The organism is Nonomuraea sp. NPDC046570 (assembly GCF_040645915.1).
GTDB lineage: Bacteria > Actinomycetota > Actinomycetes > Streptosporangiales > Streptosporangiaceae > Nonomuraea.
The window spans coordinates 252,946-274,215 of record NZ_JBEYZF010000009.1; the positions used below are offsets into that span (position 1 = coordinate 252,946).

The window sequence follows — 21,270 nt, forward strand, 5'->3', positions numbered from 1 at the left end:
CCCAGCCTGGTCCCGCTGACCCTGCGGGCACCGGCTCATCATCAGGCCGGCGGGAGACCACGGCCGCCGTGCCGCCAGAGCTGCCTCCGCTGTCGCATTAGCGACATGGCAGACAAACGGCAGGTCTGAGTGCTGGCGGGCCGGGCCGCCATCGCCCACTCTCTTGGTCACTAGCTGTTGATACGAGAGGTTTGCCCCCCATGCACTGGTCCGCACATGTGGCGGCGGTGGGAGTATCCACCGCCGCCCTGCTGAGTTCCCCGTTGTCCGCGGCGGCACAGCCTGCCGCCTCCGGCGTCCATCGCGTCACCTTGATCACCGGTGACGTGGTGACCGTCAGGGAGGCGGAGCCGGGCAGACGCGCGGTAGAGGTGAAGCCGGGGCCCGGCCGTGACCGGATGGGCTTCCACACCACCGAGGAGGACGGCGAGCTGCGGGTCCTGCCCGCCGACATGGTGCCCTACCTGGCGGCCAACCGGCTGGACCCGAGCCTGTTCTCCGTCACCGACCTGATCGAGCAGGGCTACGACGACGCGACGACGGACAAGCTGCCGCTGCTGTTCGTCTACGGCGCCATGGCCGCCAGGACCGCGACTCCGCTGGAGAGCGTCAACGGGCGGGCCGTCTCGGCGGACAAGCGCACCATCGGCCAGTTGTGGAAGTCTCTGGACGAGGAGCGGGCGAGCCTGGCCCAGGGCGTGGCGAAGATCTGGCTCGACGCCAAGGTCAAGGTCTCGCTCGATCACAGCGTGCCGCAGGTGGGCGCGCCCGAGGCGTGGCAGGCCGGGTTCGACGGCAAGGGCGTCAAGGTCGCCGTCCTCGACACCGGAGTCGACGCGGCCCACCGGGATCTCGCGGGCCGGGTGAAGCAGACCAAGGTGTTCACCGGCGACGAGAACGTGAACGACGCCCACGGGCATGGCACCCACGTGGCCGCCACCATCGCGGGCGGGGTCGGCAAGAAGGGCGTCGCCCCGGGCGCGGAGCTGATCATCGGCAAGGTGCTCGGCGACGACGGGTCCGGCACCCTGTCCGGCGTGATCGAGGGCATGGAATGGGCCGCCGCCGAGGGGGCGTCGGTGATCAACATGAGCCTCGGCGGTGGCCCCACCGACGGCACCGACCCGCTCAGCGTCGCCGTCGACAATCTCACCGAGCAGACCGGTGCGCTCTTCGTGGTCGCGGCGGGCAACGACGGCGCGGCCTACTCCGTGGGCAGCCCGGGAGCGGCCACCTCCGCGCTGACCGTCGGCGCCGTGGACGGCAAGGACGCCATCGCGGACTTCTCCAGCAGGGGCCCGCGCCTGGACGACGCGCCCAAGCCGGACCTCACGGCGCCGGGCGTGGGCATCGTCGCGGCCAGGGCGACGGGAACCGGCATGGGCCAGCCCGTCGACGAGCAGTACACGGCCGCGTCGGGCACCTCCATGGCCACGCCGCACGTGGCGGGGGCCGCCGCGATCCTCAAACAGCGCCATCCGGAGTGGAAGGCGGGGCAGATCAAGGACGCCCTGGTGGGCTCGGCCAGGACGGTGGCCGGCCAGCAGGTCGACGACGCGGGCGCGGGCAGGCTCGACGTGGCGCGCGCCCTGCGGCAGGGCGTGACGGCCACGGGCGTGGTCAACCTCGGCAAGCACCAGAAGGGTGAGGGGACGGGCACGGCCAAGGGCACGATCACGTACACCAACGGCACGGCGGCGCCGGTCACGCTGTCGCTCTCCAGCACCCTCGAGGGCGCCGTGCTCGGCGCGCAGAGCGTGACCGTCGCGCCCGGCGGCACCGCCGAGGTCCAGGTCCGCGTGGACCTGGCCAAGCTGCCCTTCGGCAGGTACGGCGGGCATGTCACCGCGACCTCGGGAGCCGAGAGTGTGCACACCACGCTGGCGTTCACCTGGAAGGGACCCCAGCACACCGTCCGGTTCACCGCCGTGGACGCGGCGGGTCAGCCGACCGGCACCGACACCCTGTCGATGTACGGCGCCTCGCGGCAGGACGATGTCTTCACCTGGGTGCCCAAGGAGGGCCTGACCGTGGAGGTCTCCGAGGGCACCTACATGACGCAGGCGATCAACCTGGCGAGCGGGTGGGGCCGTATGCACCCGCGCGACGGGCTCGTCGTCATCCCGGAGCTCAAGGTCGACCGCGACCTGGAGGTGGTCCTCGACTACCGCGAGACCAGTCCCGTCACCGTGAAGGTGAGCGAGCCGGTGGAGCAGGTGGGCATCTTCACCTACTTCACCCATCGCGCCTTCGGCTCGCGCAAGATCTCTCAGGGCGTCATGAACTTCGACGTCGTCGAGGGGCTCAACGTCTCGCCGACCCGGCCGGTCAGCGAGGGCGCGTTCGAGTTCGCCTCCCGCTGGCAGTTGGTCGCTCCGAAGATCTCCGCGCGGGTGACGGGGTCCGCGCAGCCGTACCCGATGGGCTTTCTGGGCGGTTCGCCCGGTGTGGAGGGCCGTCACCTGTGGCGGCTCGCGGAAGGGGCGGGAAGCGCGCGGGGCAAGGTCGCCGTGATGGGGGACCCGTCGATGGGATGGGAGGACGCGGCTGAGGCGGCGGTGAAGGCCAAGGCGGTCGCCGCGATCATCGTGATGACTCCCGACGACGCGCTCGGGCGTGGATGGAGCCCGGTCAACGTGTCGCTGCCCATCCCGGTCATGCTGATCGCCAACGATCACGGGCAGCGGCTGCTCGAACGGGTCAGGAAGGGTCACGCCCTGCTGGACATCAGCGGGACGATGGCGTCGCCGTACCTCTACGAGGTCATGCAGGTCTCCAGTGGGCATGTGCCGGACAAGATCGTGCACGAGGTGAGCAACCGCAACACCGCCCGCGTTGATACGAAATATCAGGACGTGGGTGGGTTTGGGTGGGCTAAGGAGCAGCGGTTCGGCTGGCGGCCCTGGCAGGCCTACTCCCTGGGCAACCAGATGGAGACGCAGCGGATCGTGAAGACGCCGTCGCGGCGGGCCGAGTACGTCAGCGCGGACGGCTCCTCCTGGCAGCACATCGTCAACCACCAATACACCTGGGACGACATGAACCGGTTGCAGGACGGGCTGACCGAGCCGCCCCGCACCTACCAGCCCGGTCAGCGGGTCAGCGAGAGCTGGCACGCGCCCGTCGTACGGCCCGCCATCCCCGACTGGCTGACTCCCTCCACCCGCACGGGCGACACCCTGGAGATCCGCGTCCCCGAGTTCGTCGACGCCTCCGGCCACGTCTCCCGCGCGGGAGTCGACAACGACAGCGCCTCGGCCAGGTTCCTGAGGGACGGCGAGCTCGTGGAGGAACGCGACGCCGCCTGGGGTGCCTTCCCCGCCGTGCCGCAGGAGGCCGAGTACCGCCTCGAACTGTCCACCAAGCGGACCTCCGAGGAGTGGACGCGGGCGATCGCGACCGAGACGGCCTGGACGTTCAGGTCGAAGCAGGGCCAGCAGGTGCTGCCGCTGCTGCAGGTCGACTACGACGTACGGCCTGGCCTGCTCGGCTTCGCCGTACGGCACCAGCGGGGTGTGAACGGGCTGACCGCCAAGGACCTGCGGCTGGAGCTGTCCTATGACGACGGCGCGACCTGGCGCAGGCAGCCGGTTCTCTCGCTCGGCAATGGTCGCTTCCAGGCGGTCGTCCTTCGGCCGCAGCCGTCGCTGCGCGTCACGGCCACGGATTCCGGCGGCAACCAGGTCCGGCAGACGGTGATCAGGGCGTACTGACCGTCACCGTCAGTTCTGGCGGGCGGCGTGCCAGGCCAGTTGCATCCTGGTCTGGGCGCCCGCCTGCTCCATCAGCCGGTTGATCCGGCGCTGGACGGTCCGCTGCGACACCTTCAACTGCGTGGCGATCGCCTTGTCGGAGACACCCGCCACCAGCAGTGACAGCAGGTAGAGGTGGTCGGAGTCGAGCGGGCTGCCCGGCGTGGTGAGACTCACGGGGGTGGCCCGCACCCAGAGGCTCTCGAACAGCGCCTTGAGCGCGTCGAGGAGACTGCTCGGCCTGATCAGCGCGGCGGTGAGCTGGGTCAGCCCGCCGGTGTGCTGGATCAGCGGGAGCACCCCCAGCTCGCCGTCTGCGATGATCATCCGTACCGGCAGGGTGGGCATGGCGCGCGCCTGCTCACCCAGCTTGATGCCGTCGGCGAGGTTGACCAGCATGCCCGGCTCCTCCAGCAGCGACCCTTCGTACAGGACGCGGTAGCCCACCCCGCGGCGCAGCGCGGCCAGCTCCTCGGTGTTCTCCTGCGAGGTCATCGCCACGTGCCCGGCCCGGCAGAGGCTGACGACCTCGTGCCGCGCGTTGTCCTGCAGCAGGCGCAACTGCTCGCGCAGCGCCGTCCTGCTGGTGATCACCTCGATCAGCTGGGCGGCCTCCCGGCGCCGCGAATAGGCCAGGTACTCCCCGGTGAGCTGCTCCACGGCCTGCCTGGCCCGGTCCACCTCCTCCTGCCGCCTGTGCAGCCGGGCCGCGAGCGCCACATCGGGCGCGACAGCGGTGAACCTGCCAAGCTCTCCCGGTACGGCACGCGCCAGGCCCTTGCCGAGCAGTGAGCCGAGCACCCGCCACGCCGCCTCGCCCTCGACACCGAGCTCCTCCGCCAGCTCGGCGGGCTCGACCCCGGCGGTCCTGACCAGAAGCCGGTAGGCGGCCTCCTCCTCGGCGCTCAGCCCTGCGGCGCTCAGCACGTCATCGGGAAGATCCGGTCGAGGATCTCCGCCACGATGAGGCCATCTACCCGAAACGCGTGGTTCACCTGGCCATTGTAGGGAGACCGGTTTCGTCGAGCTCACGGGGCGGCGCGTCCTTCAGCAGGAAGCCGCTCGCCCCGGCACGGAGAAGGACGTGGTCAGCCGTCCATGGCCGCCGCGAGGGAGCGGGGACGCAGGTCGGTCCAGTGGGTTTCGACGTAGTCCAGGCAGGACTCCCGGGTGTTCTCGCCGAAGACGACGGTCCACCCGGCGGGTACCTCGGCGAAGGACGGCCAGAGAGAGTGCTGGTCCTCGTCGTTGACCAGGACCAGGAAGCGACCCTCGGCGTCGTCGAAGGGGTTCGTGCTCATGTGCGGTTCCTCCTCGGGGTCCGACGGGCCGGGGACAGCCCTGTCGAGAATGTGGATCAGATCGTCGGCGAGCGCCTCTGTCAGGGGCAGTCGAGGGGCTTCGAGATGCGCTGCGTGGTGGCGGCCGACCCGGTCAGCGGGACGCCGATGGTCATCCCGATCGGCCGCCACCACGGGGAGAGTCAGCGAGAGACCGCGTAGGAGTCCCGGTCCTGGCTCGGTAGCCGTGCGGCCACCGACTGAACGATCTCACCGACCCGGATCGCGGTGTTGGACAGCAGTGTCGAGGTCAGGCCGTGCGTGTGCTCGGTCGCGCCCTGGACGTAGATGCCGCAGCGCATCGCCTCGGAGGTCGCGATCCGGTAGTCGCGCTCCACCCGCACACCGCCGCCGGGCAGTTGGTCGCAGTACTCGCCGGTCGCGCCGAGCAGGGTGAGCGGGTCCCCTGGCCGGTAGCCGGTCGAGAAGACGATGACGTCGGCGTCCAGCACGGCGCGTTCCCCTGTCGGCAGGAACTCCACCGTGGCGCGTACGCCGGTCTCGGCCTTGGCGATCTCGACGAGCCTGGACGCGTTGAGGATGCGCAGCCGTTCCCGTCCGCGCACCTTCTCCTGGTAGTGCCGCCGGTAGAGCTCGTCGATGAGCTCCAGGTCCACCACCGAGTAGTTGGTGGAGGCGTGGTAGGCGTTCAACTTCGCCTTGACCTCGTCGGGTGCGTCGAAGTAGTGGTTCACGGCCGCCGGGTCGAAGATGCGGTTGGCGAAGGAGCTGTCGTCCGCGGGCGTGTAGCCGTACTTGGAGAAGACCGCGCATACCTCGGTGTCCGGGAATCTGCCGTGCAGGTGGGCGGTCACCTCGGCCGCGCTCTGCCCCGCGCCGACCACCACGACCCGGCGCGGCTCGCCGAGTCCGGGCAGATTGTCCAGCAGTTCCTCGCTGTGCCAGACCCGGTCGTCGCCTACGACTCCCTCCGGAAGCACCGGCTCGAGTCCCGCGGCGATGACCAGGTTGCGGGTACGGCGGGTGGTGAGCTCGTCGGCGCCGTCGCTCTGCCGGACGACCACGTCGAGGAACTCGACGGTCCCGTCCACGGACACCGGGGTGACCGCGACCACCTCGGACCCGTACTCCACCTGGTCGGCTAACGGGGCCGCGGCCCATTCCAGGTAGTCGTGGAACTCCATCCGCGAGGGGAACATCGTCTTGTGGTTGATAAAGTCGACCATGCGCCCCTTGTCCTGCAGGTAGCTCAGGAAGCTGAACTCACTGGTCGGGTTTCTCATGGTGACCAGGTCCTTGAGAAAGGACACCTGCATGGTCGTGTCCTCGAGCAGCATGCCCCGGTGCCATCCGAAGGCCGGTTGCTTCTCCAGGAACACCGCGTCGATTCTGTCGCCGGTCCGCGCGTTGTGCTCACGCAGCGCGATCGCCAGAGCGAGGTTGGACGGTCCGAAACCGATGCCGACGAGATCGTGGACATGGTGCTCGGCACGGGACATGAAGAGGCCCTTTCCAGAGGTGAATAGGGGCTGGAGCGACGACTCCATTTAGGTTAGGCTCGCCTAATTAAGGTGAGCCTAACCTTTTTCGCACCTCTCTCACAAGGAGCCATTCATGCGGGTCGCGATGTTCGGTTATCAGACCTGGGGGCACCGTACGCTCCAGGCGCTGCTGGACTCTGAGCACGAAGTCGTCCTCGTCGTGACGCACCCCAAGAGTGACCACGCCTATGAGAAGATCTGGAGCGACTCGGTGGCCGAGCTGGCCGAGGCGCACGGCGTTCCGGTGCTGCTGCGCAACCGGCCCGACGACGAGGAGCTGATGATCAGGCTCAAGGAGGCCGCCCCCGATCTCCTCGTCGCCAACAACTGGCGGACGTGGATCCCGCCGGAGATCTTCAACCTGCCCCGCCACGGCACCCTCAACGTGCACGACTCGCTGCTGCCCGCCTACGCCGGCTTCTCCCCGCTCATCTGGGCGCTGATCAACGGCGAGAAGGAGGTCGGCGTCACCGCGCACATGATGGACGACGAGCTGGACGCGGGCGACATCGTGCTCCAGCGTGCCATCCCGGTCGGTGACCGCGACACCGTCACCGACCTGTTCCACCGTACGGTCGACCTGATCGCCCCGATCGTCACCGAGTCACTGGACCTCATCGCCTCCGGAAAGGTCGTCTACACGCCGCAGGACCGGTCGCGGGCCAGCTTCTTCCACAAGCGCTCGATCGAGGACAGCAACATCGACTGGACCTGGCCGGCCGAGGACATCGAACGCCTGGTACGCGCGCAGTCCGACCCCTACCCGAACGCCTTCACGCACTACAAGGGCTCGCGTGTCCGTTTGACCAAGGCGTCGGTGTCCAGCGGAATCTACGGCGGCACACCGGGGCGGATCTTCATCCGTGAAGGGGACGGCGTGGTCATCGTCGCCGGAGCCGAGGCCCGGCGTGGCCGCAGCCACGGCCTGGTGATCGAAAGGGTCCGCACCGAGGACGGCACGGAACTGCCCGCCACCGACCTCTTCCGGACCATGGGCGGCTACCTCACCAGCCGGGCATGAGCGACCCGGTCACGACCCTCGCCGCCGACGAGGCCGCCATGGCCGGCCTGCTGGCCGAGCTGATCCGGATCCCGAGCGTGGGCGGTTCCCCCGCCGAGGCGACCATCCTGGTACGGCTGGCCGAATGGCTGCGCGCCGAGGGTTTCGAGGTCGACCACTGGCCGGTCCCGATGGACACGCTGACCTCCTCGCCGGACTTCCCCGGCATGGAGGTGCCGCGTGACCAGGCGTGGGGCCTGGTCGCCAGACTGCCCGGCACCGGCGGCGGCCGTTCCCTGATGCTCAACGGGCACGTGGACGTCGTCCCGCCGGGCGACCTCGACGCGTGGAGCGCCGAGCCGTACAGCGGTCTGGTCAAGGACGGGCGGGTGTACGGACGTGGGGCCTGCGACATGAAAGGCGGGCTGGTCGCCCAGCTGTTCGCCCTGCGCGCGTTGCGCCGCACACGCCTGCGCGGGGATGTCCTGCTCGCCTGCGTCATGGGCGAGGAGGACGGCGGCCTCGGCTCCTACGCCCTGCTCGACCGGGGCTGGCGGGCCGACGCCTGCGTCATCGCCGAGCCCACCGGGCTGGACGTGGTTCCGGCCAACGCGGGCGCCCTGACGTTCCGGCTGCGCATCACCGGCCGCGCCGCGCACGCCGCCCGCCGCGACACCGGCGTCAGCGCGGTCGAGAAGTTCTGGCCCGTGTTCGCCGCGCTCCGCAGGCTCGAATCCCGCCGCAACACCGACGTGGACCCGCTGATGCGCCGCTGGAGACTCCCCTACGCGATCGAGGTCGGGACGATCAGGGGAGGCGACTGGTCCTCGTCCGTCCCCGGCGCCCTGACCGCCGAAGGCCGGATCGGCGTCGCACTGGACGAGACGCCGGACGCCACCAGAGAGGCCCTGGAGAAGGCCGTCTCCGCGGCCTGCGCCGCCGACGACTGGCTCTCCGACAACCCGGTCACGGTGGAATGGTGGGGCGGCCAGTACGCCGCTGGCCGTCTCCCCTCGGACGACGGCGGCCTGCTGCGGCACCTGACCGAGGCCCACACCGCGGTCACGGGCGTCTCACCGCGGTCCTGGGGCGCCCCGTTCGGCAGCGATCTCCGCCTCCTGACCGCCGGCGGCATCCCCACCGTCCAGTACGGCCCCGGCGACATCGACCACGCACACGGCCCCAACGAGTTCGTGTCCCTCGCGGACGTGGTGACCGCCGCCCAGACGATGACCACGCTCGCCCTGGCTCATTGCGAGGCCTACTGAGACGGACCGATGAGTCCCTTGTCGACGGGAACAACCGCATCGCCCGGGCCGGAACAATCGCGTCGCCCGGGCCCTCGGCCCTCACGGGCTGAGGCGCCACAGAGCCGCACCCTGCTTATAGGCGGAGAGCTCGGGATCGCGGGGCAGGCGGATGGCGCCGAGCGCGTAGACGAGGCCGTCCCGTGCGACCAGGTCGTACACGACGGCCTGACCGCCGCCGCGGGTCGGAAGGCGTTCACGCGTCCAGCGCCCGTCCGACAGGTGCCAGATCTCGTCGTCGGCCGTCGTCGCCCACAGCCCGCCCGCGCCGTCGGGCACCGCTTCTTCGAAGCCGATCGTCTTCTCCTCCCGCGTGGTCGCCGGACCCCAGAAGCAGGTCCACCGGCCCGCCTGGTTGCGCATCGCGACGGGCCGGGTCCACGTCACGACTTGAGGGCCGTGGGCCTCATGCTCGCCCCACTTGTACCTGCCGAGCACCCAGAACTCCGCCTCGCCCGTGCGCACCGCCGCCGACAACTCGGTGCGGCCGGTGCCGCTCCAGAACGAGGCGGTGACCACGCGCTCGGCGTCCGGCGGCAGCGCGGGCCGCGGGAGCGGTACCTCCTGCCAGGCGCTTCCCGTCCACCGGGCCAGGCGCGGGAGCCGGGTGAGGGCGGTGAGGCCGGGGTTCAGGCCGACCAGCCACGGCTCCTCGTCGGTGCCGCTCAGAAAGTGCAGGTTGGGAACGGGCAGCAGCGCCGACTGCCACCCCGCCCCGCTCCACCGCATCGACCACTCGCCGATCATGACCCACGGCCCCTGTGCGATCGCCCACGAGGCGCTGACATCGGCGAACGCCACTTGCTCGTCCCGCCACGCCGAGCCGTCCCAGCGCAGCAGCGTCCACCCGGGGTCGCCGTCGGGATCCTCCTGGAGGACCCACGGGGCGTCGGCGGAGGGCACCACCAGATTCTGGTCACCCTCGGGGGCGTCCTCGTCGGGCATCACCGGCTCCGGTGGCATCCGCAGTATCCGCGTCCACGCCGTGCCGTCCCACCGCCGCACCTCCTTCTTCCCGCCCTCCCATTTGCTGTACATCGCCCAGAGCGCGCCGTCGGGCGTGAGGCTGGCGTTGTGAAGGCGGCTGATGGGCTGGTCGTGCCAGAGCAGCCGCCATCCCGGCTCTCGTACGGCGGCGGGCCGCAGTTGGTCGGCCGCACGCGGGGCAGCCGCGCATCCCGGCGCCGCCGCCAGCGTGGGAAACGGGCTCGCAGGCGTTGGGGTGCTCGCGCGGCTGGGCGTCGTTTCCGTTCCGCTCGCGCAGGCGGCCAGGCTCAGTGCCAGCACGGCCAGCGCCGCCGTCCGCCTCCCGTGCAGTCCTCCGGGGCGAGTCATTCCAGCAGGGTAGATCATTATGGGCGATCCGGGACGGGCTACTCGGCGTTGGCTCCGCCGCCGAACATTGTCGCGGTCTGCTGGCCTTTCGCCTGGTTCTCCGCGACATAGGGCCGCAGTTCCGCCTCGTACGCGGCGAACGCGGTCGTGTGGTCGCCGCCCGCCGAGGCCAGGTCGCGGGCCAGCGTCCACGCGCCGATCAGCGCCTGTGAGGTGCCCATGCCGCTGGTCGGCGCGGCACAGTACCCCGCGTCGCCGACCAGCGCGATCCGGCCGCATGACCAGCGGTCCAGGTGGACCTGGCAGGTCGAGGAGAAATAGAAGTCGTCCGCTTCACTCATCGCCTGCAGCAGTCGGGGCGCCTCCCAGCCGTGCCCGGCGAAAGCGGCTCGTACTGCCTTCTCCTGCTCGTCTCGGTCGCATCGGTCCAGTTCGGGCGAGCCGGTGGCGAAGGAGAGACTGACCGTGAGGCGCTCCGCCGCGTCGAGGGCGAACAGGTAGATCGCCGCGCCCATGGTCGACTGCAGCAGTCCGCTGCGGTCGAGGCCGAGGTAGTTGGCGGTGCTGAAGCCGGCACCGGAAAGGCCCAGGTGCCGCAGCTTGCCGGCGTGCGGGCCGAAGGCCAGCCGCCGAACCGTCGAGTACACGCCGTCGGCTCCGAACACCAGGTCGAACTCGCGGACGGCGCTGCGCTCGAACTCGACCGTGACGCCGGACTCGTGCTGGGTCAGCGCACTGATCGAGTCGTCGAACAGGTACGTCACGCCGTCGGCGGTGATTCGGTGCAGGATCCGGGTCAGCTCCCGCTTCGGCACCTCCAGCTCGCCGGCGAACACCTCGGCGGGCAGCCGCCCGGTCTCCACACCCCTCTCGTCCACCAGGACGGCGCCACGCATCTTCGTGTCGTGTTCGCGAACCTCGGCGAGGATGCCCATCTCCTCCAGCACGGCGAATGCCTCGCCGCGGAAGTCCACCGCGTAGCCGCTGTCGCGAAGCTCGGGTGCGCGCTCGACCACGGTCACGTCGTATCCGTCGCGGTGCAGGAAGTAGGCAAGGGCGGGTCCGGCCACGCTCGCACCCGAGATCAGAACTCTCGTCTTGGTCATGGCACGACCGTAGCCACTTCTTGTCCATTTGGTCAAACCATATGGATAGACCATGTGGTCAAGCTCTCCGGTATGCTGCACGCATGGGAAACCGAGAGGATCTGCTGGCCGGCGCCAAGCGGTGCCTGATCGAGCGCGGCTGGGCTCGCACGACCGTCCGGGACATCGCCTCGGCCGCCGGAGTCAGCCACGCCGCGATCGGCTACCACTTCGGCTCCAAGGACGCCCTGCTCACCCAAGCCCTGGTGGAAGCGGTCGACGAGCTCAGCGATGAACTCACCCGTCGCACCCCGTCCGACCAGCCGGAGCATCGCTGGCAGGCACTGATCGACACCTTCACCACCCATCGGGCGTTGTGGGTGGCCCAACTCGAAGCCGCGGTGCAGGCCGAGCGGTCACCGGAGGTCCGTGAACACCTCGCCAAGGGACAGCGTGAGGGACGAGAGGGAATCGGCGGTTCGGTACCGCTCGCCCTGCTGACCGGCCTGATGCTGCAGTGGCTGGTGGACCCAGACCACGCGCCCACCGGAGCGGATGTGATCGCCGAGCTTCGATCACTCGCTACCAAACTCTGACATGGGGTAGCCGGTGCGCACCATCGGGTCGTCGTCCACGATCACCACTCGGATCGCGGGTCAAGCCGTCCACGGCAGCCGGGCGTCCAGAATGAAACGCCCGTCTCGTACGGCATGGGTGATGGTGCCGCCGGCCATCCGGGTGCGCTCGGCCAGGCCGACCAGCCCCAGCCGGCCGCCCGGACCCGCGGACCCGCCGGGCGGTGCCGCGTTGCTCACCCGGATGCGCAGCCCTTCGCCGGGACGCCCGCCCAGTTCGGCGGTGACCGGGCTACCCGGGGCGTGCTTGCGCGCGTTGGTGAGCGCCTCCTGCACGATCCGGTACGCGTGCCGCCCCGTCCGCGTCGGCAGCAGTTCCCTGCCGTCGATGCTGTCGGTCACCTCGACTCGCTGCCCGGCCGCCCGTACCTCGTCGAACAGGGCGTCCAGGTGCGCGAGCGTCGGCTGCGGGGCTTGCGGGCCGCCGTCGCGCCTGAGCGTGCCGAGTACGGCGCGCAGCTCGTTCAGCGACTGGTGCGCGTTCTCCTGGATGGCGAGCGCGGTCTCGCGGGTCTGCTCGGGGGGCAGGTCCTTGCGGTAGGCCAGGCCGCCCGCCAGCATCGTCAGCAGCGAGATCCGGTGCGCCAGCACGTCGTGCATCTCCTGGGCGATCTTGAGCCGTTCCTCGAGCTTGGCCTGCTCCACCCTCTGGGCCTGCGCGGCGACCTGGGCGGCCCCCTGCGCGGCGACCAGATCGCGGTGCGAGCCCAGGTACAGGCCACAGAGGGTCATCCCCGCCAGGGCCACGGCCGCGACCACCCCGTACATGCTGATCAACATAGGGTTGTCCGACCACAGGCTGGACGCCACGACGCACAGCCAGAACACGGCGGCCACCGGCACGATCTGCCGCCACCTCCGGTGCGCGGCCAGGGACACGAACGCGACGGCGGCGGGCCCGAGCGCGGTGATGGAGAAGGCGGTGAGCGCGGCCGTCGCCAGTGCGATCTTCCACGGCCACCGGCGCCGCCAGCGCAGCAGGACCACTGCGGGCGCGCCCACCGCCATGTCGCCCAGTACGCGAGGGAGCCTGACGGCATGGGCGGGGTCGGAGTACATGACCAGCATGAGGCCGGCGAGCAGGAGCGGCAGCGCGGCCAGCAGGTAGCGCGACGCGTCGCCCATTCGGGACGGGTTCTGCACGATCCCCAGCCTAGAGACCGCCCGCACCCCGGCTTAGCGACCGGCGTCGATGGTCGGGCAGACCTGGGTCTACATTCCGGGCGGCGGGTCTGGCCTCTGGTGGCCGCGGCCCTCGCCCCAGGTCCGATGAGGTCAGAGCCGGGTATCCGGTGGACTGGGCCCCGTGATCGAATTCCATCGAGTCAGCAAGGCGTACAAAGGGGTGAAGGCGCTTGACGAGGTGTCCTTCAGCGTTCGCCCCGGCGGTATCACCGGTTTCCTCGGGCCCAATGGGGCAGGCAAATCCACTGCCCTGCGCGTCCTCACCGGGCTCTGCCGTCCCACCTCCGGTTCGGCCACCGTGCTCGGGCGGGCGTATGCGGAGCTGGACCGTCCCGGGTACGACGTCGGCACGCTCCTCGACGCCGGAGCCCACCACCCCGGCCGCACCGGGCGGGAGGTGCTCACCCTGGGCGCCCTCCTGCTCGGCCTGCCCAAGAAGCGCGTCGACGAGGTCCTGGAGCTGGTGGGCCTGACCGTCCGCGAAGGCAGGCGAACCGTCGGCGGCTACTCGCTGGGCATGCGGCAGCGGCTCGGCATCGGCCACGCGCTGCTCGGCCGCCCCCAGGCGCTCATCCTGGACGAGCCCGCCAACGGCCTTGACCCCCAGGGCATCCAGTGGATGCGCGGGCTGCTGCGCGACCTCGCCGACGCGGGCTGTGCGGTGCTGCTCAGCTCTCACCTGCTGCACGAGGTGGAGCAGGTCGCCGACCACATCGTGATGATCGGCTGCGGCCGCGTGCTCGCCCAGGGCTCGGTCGCCGAGCTCGCCAGGGGCCGCAGTCTCGAACAGACCTTCCTCGACCTGACCTCCGACGCCGACAGGAGCCGGGCATGACCGCGCATCGCATCGCATTCCGCAGGCTGCTGGTGGCCGAGACCCGCAAGCTGTTCGACACACGCAGCAGCATGATCATGACCGGGATCCTGGTCGTCCTGGCGCTTGCCCTCATCATCGGCCGCGGCGTCACGATGTCGGAGCCACCGAAGCTGTTCACGCTGGCCGGAACCGCCGCGATCCCGTTCGGGATCTTGCTTCCGGTGCTCGGCATCCTCACGGTGACGGGGGAGTGGAGTCATCGCACGGCGCTGACGACGTTCGCGCTCGAGCCGCGGCGGGCGCGGGTGCTGGCGGCCAAGTGCCTGCCGCCGCTGGGCGCGGCCGTGGTGTCCTGCCTGTTCGCGCTGCTGATCGCAGTGCCGGTGACGGCGGTCACGGCCGCCGCGCGAGGGGTCGAGGCCACCTGGTCCATCTCACCGCAGTCCCTGATGGGCTGGGTCGCGGTCATGGCCCTGACGACCGCCCAGGGCCTGGCCATGGGCCTGCTGCTACTGAACGCGCCCGCGGCGATCGTGATCTTTATGGCCGGCCCGCCCCTGTGGGGCTTCGTCAGGCAGCTCGGCACGGCCGGAGAGACGCTGGCCGACTGGCTGGACGTCAACACGACCACCAACCCACTCATGGACGGGGACTGGAACTGGGTCGCCTTCGCCCGCCTCGCGACATCCGTGGCGGTCTGGGTCGCCATCCCTCTGGCGCTGGGGGCACTGCGCGTCACCAGGAAGGACATCGGCTGATCGATGAAGGTCGCGCGGTACGGCATTGCCCCGCGGGACTGCTCCTGCCATGGCCCGCCTTGCCCGGATCTTTCATCGGCGATTGTCGAGGGTGAAGCCGACGACGGCTCCGCCGCCGGGCCGGTTGGCGGCGAAGGGGGTGCCGCCGTGGCGGAGTGCGACGTCGTTGACGATGGCGAGGCCCAGGCCGGAGCCGGGGAGTGCGCGGGTGGCCACGGCGCGGTAGAAGCGGTCGAAGACGTGCTCCAGGTCGTCCTCGTCGATGCCGGGCCCGCGGTCGCGGACTTCGATCCTGCCGCGGTCCGCGATCAGTTCGATGGGCTGGGTGCCGTCAGGGTCGAACTTCGCGGCGTTGTCCAGGAGGTTGACGAGGGCGCGCAGCAGCGCGGCGCGCCGTACGGTGACGACGGCAGGGGTGGCGCGCACCAGGATGTCGCGCCCGGTGCGCCGCCGGGCGGTGGCGGCGGCGTGCTCCGCGAGCTCGGCGAGCTGGAGGTCGACCGGCTCCTCGTCGTCGAGTTCGTCGGCCGCCAACTGCACCAGTTCGTTGACCAGGTGGGTCAGCTCGCGCGCTTCCTGGCTCAGGTCGTGCAGGAGGTCGGCTTGGGCTTCGGGCGGGAGTTCGCCGAAGCGCTGCAGGATCGCGATGTTGGTGCGCAGGCTCGTCAGCGGGGTGCGCAGCTCGTGCCCGGCGTCGTGGACGAGGCGCTGCTGGTCCTGTTTGGCGCGGGCGAGCCGGCCGAGCATGTCGTGGAAGGAATGGCCGAGCCGGCCGATCTCGTCGGCTCCGGTGACGGGCACGACGAGATCCAGTCTGCCGGTGGAGGCGACTTCCGCGGTGACGGCGGCCAGCCGCGTCAGGCGGCGGGTGATCCGGCGGGCCAGCCACCATCCCGCGCCTGCCGCGATCACGATGACGGCTCCGGCCAGCAGCATGATGTACCGCCGGAGCTCCGACAGCAGGGTTTCGGTGTCGCCGAGCCGCTGGGCGATCCGGATCGCGCCGCGGCCGTCGCCGAGCGCCACCGTGGCGGTGCGATAGCGGGACCCGCTGAGGGCGACCTCGCGCTGGTTGCCCGCTCCGGCACGCTGAGCCGGGGCGAGGGCGCGGTCGAGTCTGTCGAACGGGAGCGGAACGGGGCGTTCCTTACCGACCGGGGTTCCCCGGGGCCCGAGGACCTGGACGGTGATCCGCGTGGCGTCCAACAGCTTGGGCAGGACGTTCTGGCGGGGGTTGCCGGTGGCGAAGTCCTCGGCCGTGAACCGGCCCTGCCGTACCTGGACCTGTAGGTCGTTGACGATCCCGGCGAAGACGGATTCCTCGTCGGCGCGCACCATGCCGGCGGCGGTCTCGTAGCTGAGCCCGCCGACCACCGCCGTGGCCAGCGCGACCAGGCAGGCGAAGGCCAGGGCCACGGTGGTGCGCAGGCTGCGCCGCGTCATGGCCGCCTCAGCGTGTAGCCGACCCCGCGCACGGTGTGGATCAGCGGCGGACACCCGGGCGGATCGAGCTTGCGGCGCAGGTAGCCGATGTAGACGGTGAGGTTCTTCGACCCCGGGCCGAAGTCGTAACCCCAGATCCGCTCGTAGACGGTGGAGTGTCCGAGAACGATGCCCTCGTTGCGGGCCAGCAGTTCCAGCAGGTCGAACTCGGTGCGCGACAGGGCGAGCTCCCGCGCGCCGCGCCAAGCGCGCCTGGCGTCGGGATCCACGCGCAGGTCGGCGATCTGAAGCACGCCGTTGTGTCCCTCACCGGGACCCGCGCGGCGCAGCAGCGCGCGCAGCCGGGCGAACAGCTCCTCGATCTCGAACGGCTTGGCCAGGTAGTCGTCCGCCCCGGCGTCCAGACCGGCGACCCGGTCGGAGGTCTCGACCCGCGCGGTGAGCATCAGAATCGGCGTACGGTCGCCCTCGGCGCGCAGCACCCGGCACACGCCCAGTCCATCGACGCCGGGCATCATCACATCCAGCACCAGCACGTCAGGGCGCTCGCGGTGCGCGGCGGCCAATGCCTGCACCCCGTCAGGTACGGCGCTCACCCGGTACCCCTCCAAATGGAGGGCACGTTCCAGGGACTTCCGGATGGGCCCGTCGTCCTCAGCGAGCAGCACGGTGTACGTCACCTGCGAATCGTGCCAGTTTCGCCGCTTTCGTCGCGGCCGGCAGTGGTCTTTCTTACCGTCCTCTTGCCCAGCTCACACGGGGCTCTCGCCCTGGCGGGCCACGCTGGCCAGTCATGACTGCAGACACCATCACGCAGGAGCCCGTCGTGCGGGTCGACGGCCTGCGCAAGAAATACGGCGACGCCGCGGCACTGAACGGCGTGTCACTGCGGATCCGCCCCGGCGAGTCGGTCGCGGTGATGGGCCCCTCGGGTTGCGGCAAGTCGACCCTGCTCAACATGGTCGCCGGCCTGGACCGCCCGACCTCGGGGAGCATCGTGGTCCAGGGTGAGGATCTGGGCGCCATGAACGAGACCGGGCTGGCTCTGTTCCGGCGCCGGCACATCGGCATGATCTTCCAGTTCTTCAACCTCATCGACGACCTGCCCGCCTTGGACAACGTCGCCCTGGCCGCGCAACTGGCCGGAACCTCCGCCCGGCAGGCGCGCAAGCGCGCGCACGAGCTTCTCGAGAAGCTCGGCGTGGCCCACCGCGCGGACAGCTATCCGGCGACGCTGAGCGGTGGCGAGCAGCAACGCGTCGCCGTGGCCAGAGCCCTGATGAACAGCCCGGCCCTGCTGCTGGCCGACGAACCGACCGGCGCCTTGGACAGCCACTCGGGCGATCAGGTGATGAGCCTGCTGAACGACCTCAACAGGCTCGGCCACACCCTGCTGATCGTCACCCACGACCCGCGCCTGGCCTCCCGCTGCGCCACCCGCCTGGTCGAGTTCGCCGACGGCCAAGTGGTGCGCGAGAGCACGCTGGAGCCGACCCTGTGAGCGCGGTGTGGCGAGCCGCTCGCGCGGCGGCATGGCGGCGCAGGCTCCAGACGGCCGTGATCGGGTTGGTCGTGCTCTGCTCGGCCACCACGGCCATGCTCGCGCTGGGGCTGCTCGACGCCGCCTCCTCCCCGTTCGACGAGGCATTCGGCAAGCAGAACGGCGCCCACGTAGTCGCCACCTTCGACTCCTCGAAGGTCTCGCGCGCGCAACTGGAGGAGACCGCGCGCCTGCCGGGCGTCGAAGCCGCGGCAGGCCCGTTCGACCAGGTGGTGGTCGCCGTTCCCAAGGGCGCGCGAGCCGTCCCCGCGGGCCCGCTCACCGTCGTGGGCAGAGCCGGCCCCGGGAGCGCGGTGGACCGCGTCAAGATCGTGCACGGGCGCTGGCCGACCGCGCCCGGCGAGATCGTGATCAACCAGCGATTCAACGTCCCGCCCAAGCCCGGAGCCCTGAACTCGAAGCTCAAACTCCCGGGGGGAGTGTCGCTCACCGTCGTCGGCTTCGCCACCAGCATGAGCCAGTCCGCCGGGGCCTGGGTGGTGCCCGAGCAACTGGCCACGTTCAAGCCGCCGACCAGCCAGATGCTCTACCGGTTCGCCTCCGCCGCGACAGAGGAGCAGGTGCGGGCGAGCCTGGTCGGCGTCTCCGCGAAGCTGCCCCGCGGATCATTGGGCACCTCCCGCTCCTATCTGTCCATCAAGGCGGCCTTCTCCGGGCCGAGCGAAGATTACCTGCCCTTCATGACGGTCTTCGGCGTTCTCGGGCTGGTCGTCTCCGTCCTGATCGTCGGCAACGTGATCAGCGGCGCGGTCATCTCGGGCTTCCGGCACATCGGCGTGCTCAAAGCCCTGGGCTTCACGCCCAACCAGGTGGTCGCGGTCTACCTGGTCCTGGTCTGCCTGCCGGCCGTGGCGGGCAGCGTCCTGGGCACCGCGCTCGGCAGCCTGCTGACGGCGCCCGTGCTCGAGACCGCCTTCGCAGGGATCGAGACCGGCACCGCCACCATCGCCGTCGGCGCCTGGGTGCCGGTCGTCTGCCTCCTCGGCATGCCCACCCTCGCCGTGCTCGCCGCGCTGCTCCCCGCCCTGCGGGCGCACCGGCTGCCCGCCGCGCTGGCGATCAGCGTGGGCAGCGCGCCACGCGCCACGCGCGGGCTGCGAACGCAGCGCCTGCTCGGCGGGACCCGGCTGCCACGCTCGGTCAGCCTCGGCCTGGCGCAGCCGTTCGCCCGCCCCGGGCGCTCGGCCATGACCATGGGCGCCATCGTGCTCGGAGTGACCACGGTGACTCTCTCCACCGGCCTGACCAGCACGATCCTCAGCTTCAGCGAGGCCAGCAGCGGCGGGGAGGCCAGCGAGTTCTTCGTACGCGCCGGCAGACCGGGGATGGGCCCCACGCGCACGCTGACCGATCCGCAGACCGAGGCGATGCTCCGCTCCCTCCCCGGCACCGTCACGGTCACCGCCGGCGTTTTCGTGGGCGTGCACCTCGCCGGTCAGCAGCAGGCGCTCGACGTCCACTTCCTGCGGGGTGACACCCCGAGCATGGCCTCCCAGATCGTCAGCGGGCGCTGGCTGAAAGGGCCGGGCGATGTCGTCGTCCCGCCCGCCTTCCTGACTCAGCGCGGGCTGAAGGTCGGCGACCAGATCACGCTGAAGCTGAAGGGCAAACAGACGCGGGCGAGCATCGTCGGCGAGGTCATGGAGGGCGGCCCCCGCTTCATCTGGTCCTCGTGGGAGACGCTGGACACGCTCGCTCCGCAGATCCCGGCCGACCTCTATCAGGTACGGCTCAAGCCCGGCACCGACGCCAAGACCTACGCCCAGGCGGTCAAGGCCGCCGACCCCGGCCTGCGCGCGGAGATCGACGCGGACGAGGGCGAGTCCATCGATACCGCCACCGTGGTCGGCTTCGCCTCGGTGTTCACCGTGCTGCTCACGCTCGTGACGGCGCTGGGCGTCTTCAACACCGTCCTGCTGAACATCAGGGAGCGCCGCCGCGACCTGGGCATGCTCAAGTCGATCGGCATGACGCCGTGGCAGGTCACGGCGATGACGACGACCTCCATGGCGTTGCTGGGCGCGGCCTCCGGACTGCTGGGCATCCCCATGGGGATGGCCGGGCACCGCGCCCTGGTGGACAACGTCGGCTCCGTCGTCTTCCCCGACTCCATGAAGGACGTCTGGCATGTGCCGCAACTCGTCCTCCTGGCCTTCGCGGGCGTCACGATCGCCGTACTCGGCGCGCTACTCCCGGCGTGGTCGGCGGCCCGCCTGACGAGCGCCAAGGCGCTGCACAGCGAGTAGACCCGCTTCCGGCCGGCTCGTGGACCGACCACCTTCCTGCCGCCGGTCCACGAGCCGCCGCAGCCTGGACGCGCATCGCTGAGCTGGGCGAAGGGGCTTGGCATACGTTTTCCTCTGAGAGACAATAGTTCGACATGTATACGATCGCATCGAGTACGATAGATGTGTGAAGGCAAGAAAATGGATCAAGCGGGCAGGGATTGCCCTCGGCTGTGTGCTCGTGTTGGTTGTCGGGGCCGGTGTGTGGATTGTCGTTCAGAACGACTTCGCCGTGCGCGAGGTGCAGGTGACCATCCCAGGGCCGAAGCAGCCGTTGAAGGCTGTGCTCGCGATGCCGGAGGAGGGGAAGGGGCCGCGGGGGCTGGTCGTCTTCGCTCATGGGGACGGTGTGGCGGACGCCACCCGGGACGGGTTCTACCGGCCGATCTGGGAAGCGTTCGCACGTGCCGGATACGCGTCGCTGTCCTGGAACAAGCCCGGCATCGACGGCGCACCAGGGAACTGGCTCGACCAGAGCATGAGCGATCGCAGCGCGGAAGTCGAAGCCGCGCTGGACTGGGCGAAGAAGCAACCGGAGATCGACCCCAACCGGCTCGGCGTGTGGGGGATCAGCCAGGGCGGCTGGGTGCTGCCCAAGGTGGCGGGACACCGTACGGACCTGCGGTTCATGATTCTCGTCGGAGCGGCGGTGAACTGGCTGCGGCAAGGCGAGTACAACCTGCGGACGGACATGCAGGAGCAGGGCGCGTCGGCCGAAACGCTGGACGCGCAACTTAAGCGGCGCGCCGCTCAGATTCGCCTCCTTGAGAAGGGCGTGAGTTACGACGAGTACCTCGCGTCCGGACTGGACAACCCGCCGATGAGCAAGGACCGGTATCAGTTCGTGCTCCGGAACTTCCGGGCCGATGTGACGGACCAGCTTCCGAAGGTGCGCACCCCGACCCTTCTCGTCCTCGGGGACCACGACCTCAACGTCGATTACAAGGAGACGGAGGCCGCCTACCGTGCGGGCATTCCCAAAGACCTGCTCAGTGTGGAGATCATCCGCGATGGCTCCCATAACGCGGTCAAATACGAGTTGGAGGAACCCGACAACATGTGGGGTGTGATCACGGCCGTCGCCGCGCCCCGGTCCCTCTTCGTTCCCGGCTACCTCGACTCGCTCACGGAGTATGTGAAGAAACACGGACACTGATTCGCAGTTCGGTTTGGCGCGCGTGTGAACATGTAGGGATGGCGGAGATGATGACGGCCTGGGTCGTGCGGCGGCCCGGCCCCATGGCGACTCGGCCGCTGGAGCGGGT

18 protein-coding genes are annotated in these 21,270 nt (G+C 70.2%); 10 read left to right on the top strand and 8 right to left on the bottom strand.

The features are described from left to right. Nucleotides 1–200: 200 nt before the first annotated feature. Complete coding sequence (locus tag ABZ911_RS17665; protein ID WP_358056353.1) at nucleotides 201–3,713, top strand: S8 family serine peptidase; 3,513 nt, start codon at nucleotides 201–203, stop codon at nucleotides 3,711–3,713. Between the two features lie 9 nt (nucleotides 3,714–3,722). Here the strand turns inward: ABZ911_RS17665 and ABZ911_RS17670 are convergent, their stop codons facing one another. Both ABZ911_RS17670 and ABZ911_RS17675 read right to left on the bottom strand, forming a co-directional pair. After that, on the bottom strand, nucleotides 3,723–4,679 hold the full coding sequence (locus ABZ911_RS17670) for a helix-turn-helix domain-containing protein (protein ID WP_358056355.1): 957 nt from the start codon (nucleotides 4,677–4,679) through the stop codon (nucleotides 3,723–3,725). A gap of 161 nt (nucleotides 4,680–4,840) precedes the next feature. Then, nucleotides 4,841–5,053 carry an MbtH family protein gene (locus ABZ911_RS17675; protein WP_358056357.1) on the bottom strand — a complete coding sequence of 71 codons (213 nt, stop codon included), beginning with the start codon at nucleotides 5,051–5,053 and terminating at the stop codon, nucleotides 4,841–4,843. Nucleotides 5,054–5,104: 51 nt separating this feature from the next. On the opposite strand from ABZ911_RS17675, the gene ABZ911_RS17680 reads away from it, so the two are divergent. Then, the gene (locus ABZ911_RS17680) at nucleotides 5,105–5,254 is read left to right on the top strand and encodes a hypothetical protein (RefSeq protein ID WP_358056359.1); all 150 of its coding nucleotides are present in this window, start codon (nucleotides 5,105–5,107) and stop codon (nucleotides 5,252–5,254) included. Here ABZ911_RS17680 and ABZ911_RS17685 read toward each other — a convergent pair. Then, complete coding sequence (locus tag ABZ911_RS17685; protein WP_358056361.1) at nucleotides 5,236–6,552, bottom strand: lysine N(6)-hydroxylase/L-ornithine N(5)-oxygenase family protein; 1,317 nt, start codon at nucleotides 6,550–6,552, stop codon at nucleotides 5,236–5,238. The two genes, ABZ911_RS17680 and ABZ911_RS17685, sit on opposite strands and share 19 nt — an antisense overlap. Nucleotides 6,553–6,667: 115 nt before the next feature. On the opposite strand from ABZ911_RS17685, the gene ABZ911_RS17690 reads away from it, so the two are divergent. After that, nucleotides 6,668–7,615, top strand: coding sequence for a methionyl-tRNA formyltransferase (locus ABZ911_RS17690; RefSeq protein WP_358056363.1), 948 nt, complete (start codon nucleotides 6,668–6,670; stop codon nucleotides 7,613–7,615). After that, entirely contained in the window at nucleotides 7,612–8,862 is a 1,251-nt protein-coding gene (locus ABZ911_RS17695; RefSeq protein ID WP_358056365.1) for an ArgE/DapE family deacylase, read from the top strand. Before ABZ911_RS17690 ends, ABZ911_RS17695 begins: the two co-directional genes overlap by 4 nt. Nucleotides 8,863–8,943: 81 nt before the next feature. Here the strand turns inward: ABZ911_RS17695 and ABZ911_RS17700 are convergent, their stop codons facing one another. Together ABZ911_RS17700 and ABZ911_RS17705 are read right to left on the bottom strand one after the other, a co-directional pair. Further along, nucleotides 8,944–10,236: a hypothetical protein gene (locus ABZ911_RS17700; protein ID WP_358056367.1), complete on the bottom strand. Its 1,293-nt coding sequence runs from the start codon at nucleotides 10,234–10,236 to the stop codon at nucleotides 8,944–8,946. 38 nt (nucleotides 10,237–10,274) lie between these two features. Then, entirely contained in the window at nucleotides 10,275–11,342 is a 1,068-nt protein-coding gene (locus ABZ911_RS17705) for an FAD-dependent monooxygenase (protein ID WP_358056369.1), read from the bottom strand. A gap of 83 nt (nucleotides 11,343–11,425) precedes the next feature. Here ABZ911_RS17705 and ABZ911_RS17710 point away from each other — a divergent pair, with 83 nt between their 5' ends. Continuing rightward, on the top strand, nucleotides 11,426–11,917 hold the full coding sequence (locus tag ABZ911_RS17710) for a TetR family transcriptional regulator (RefSeq protein WP_358056371.1): 492 nt from the start codon (nucleotides 11,426–11,428) through the stop codon (nucleotides 11,915–11,917). Nucleotides 11,918–11,977: 60 nt separating this feature from the next. Here the strand turns inward: ABZ911_RS17710 and ABZ911_RS17715 are convergent, their stop codons facing one another. Further along, nucleotides 11,978–13,099 carry a histidine kinase gene (locus ABZ911_RS17715; RefSeq protein ID WP_358056373.1) on the bottom strand — a complete coding sequence of 374 codons (1,122 nt, stop codon included), beginning with the start codon at nucleotides 13,097–13,099 and terminating at the stop codon, nucleotides 11,978–11,980. A 163-nt stretch (nucleotides 13,100–13,262) separates the two neighbouring features. Here ABZ911_RS17715 and ABZ911_RS17720 point away from each other — a divergent pair, with 163 nt between their 5' ends. Together ABZ911_RS17720 and ABZ911_RS17725 are read left to right on the top strand one after the other, a co-directional pair. Then, nucleotides 13,263–13,976, top strand: a complete 714-nt coding sequence (locus tag ABZ911_RS17720; protein WP_358056375.1) for an ATP-binding cassette domain-containing protein — start codon at nucleotides 13,263–13,265, stop codon at nucleotides 13,974–13,976. After that, the gene (locus tag ABZ911_RS17725; RefSeq protein ID WP_358056377.1) at nucleotides 13,973–14,716 is read left to right on the top strand and encodes a hypothetical protein; all 744 of its coding nucleotides are present in this window, start codon (nucleotides 13,973–13,975) and stop codon (nucleotides 14,714–14,716) included. The genes ABZ911_RS17720 and ABZ911_RS17725 overlap by 4 nt, the downstream gene beginning before the upstream one ends. 72 nt (nucleotides 14,717–14,788) lie before the next feature. Here ABZ911_RS17725 and ABZ911_RS17730 read toward each other — a convergent pair whose 3' ends face one another. Together ABZ911_RS17730 and ABZ911_RS17735 are read right to left on the bottom strand one after the other, a co-directional pair. Then, a complete protein-coding gene (locus tag ABZ911_RS17730; protein ID WP_358056379.1) occupies nucleotides 14,789–16,159 on the bottom strand; it encodes a HAMP domain-containing sensor histidine kinase in 1,371 nt (456 codons plus the stop codon). Then, nucleotides 16,156–16,839: a response regulator transcription factor gene (locus tag ABZ911_RS17735; RefSeq protein ID WP_358056381.1), complete on the bottom strand. Its 684-nt coding sequence runs from the start codon at nucleotides 16,837–16,839 to the stop codon at nucleotides 16,156–16,158. The genes ABZ911_RS17730 and ABZ911_RS17735 overlap by 4 nt, the downstream gene beginning before the upstream one ends. A gap of 113 nt (nucleotides 16,840–16,952) precedes the next feature. On the opposite strand from ABZ911_RS17735, the gene ABZ911_RS17740 reads away from it, so the two are divergent. The 3 genes from ABZ911_RS17740 (at nucleotide 16,953) to ABZ911_RS17750 (ending at nucleotide 21,161) form a co-directional block, all read left to right on the top strand. Further along, a complete protein-coding gene (locus ABZ911_RS17740; protein WP_358056383.1) occupies nucleotides 16,953–17,660 on the top strand; it encodes an ABC transporter ATP-binding protein in 708 nt (235 codons plus the stop codon). Then, nucleotides 17,657–19,966 carry an FtsX-like permease family protein gene (locus tag ABZ911_RS17745; RefSeq protein WP_358056385.1) on the top strand — a complete coding sequence of 770 codons (2,310 nt, stop codon included), beginning with the start codon at nucleotides 17,657–17,659 and terminating at the stop codon, nucleotides 19,964–19,966. Before ABZ911_RS17740 ends, ABZ911_RS17745 begins: the two co-directional genes overlap by 4 nt. 166 nt (nucleotides 19,967–20,132) lie before the next feature. Then, nucleotides 20,133–21,161, top strand: coding sequence for an alpha/beta hydrolase (locus tag ABZ911_RS17750; RefSeq protein ID WP_358056387.1), 1,029 nt, complete (start codon nucleotides 20,133–20,135; stop codon nucleotides 21,159–21,161). The last annotated feature ends 109 nt before the right edge of the window (nucleotides 21,162–21,270 follow it).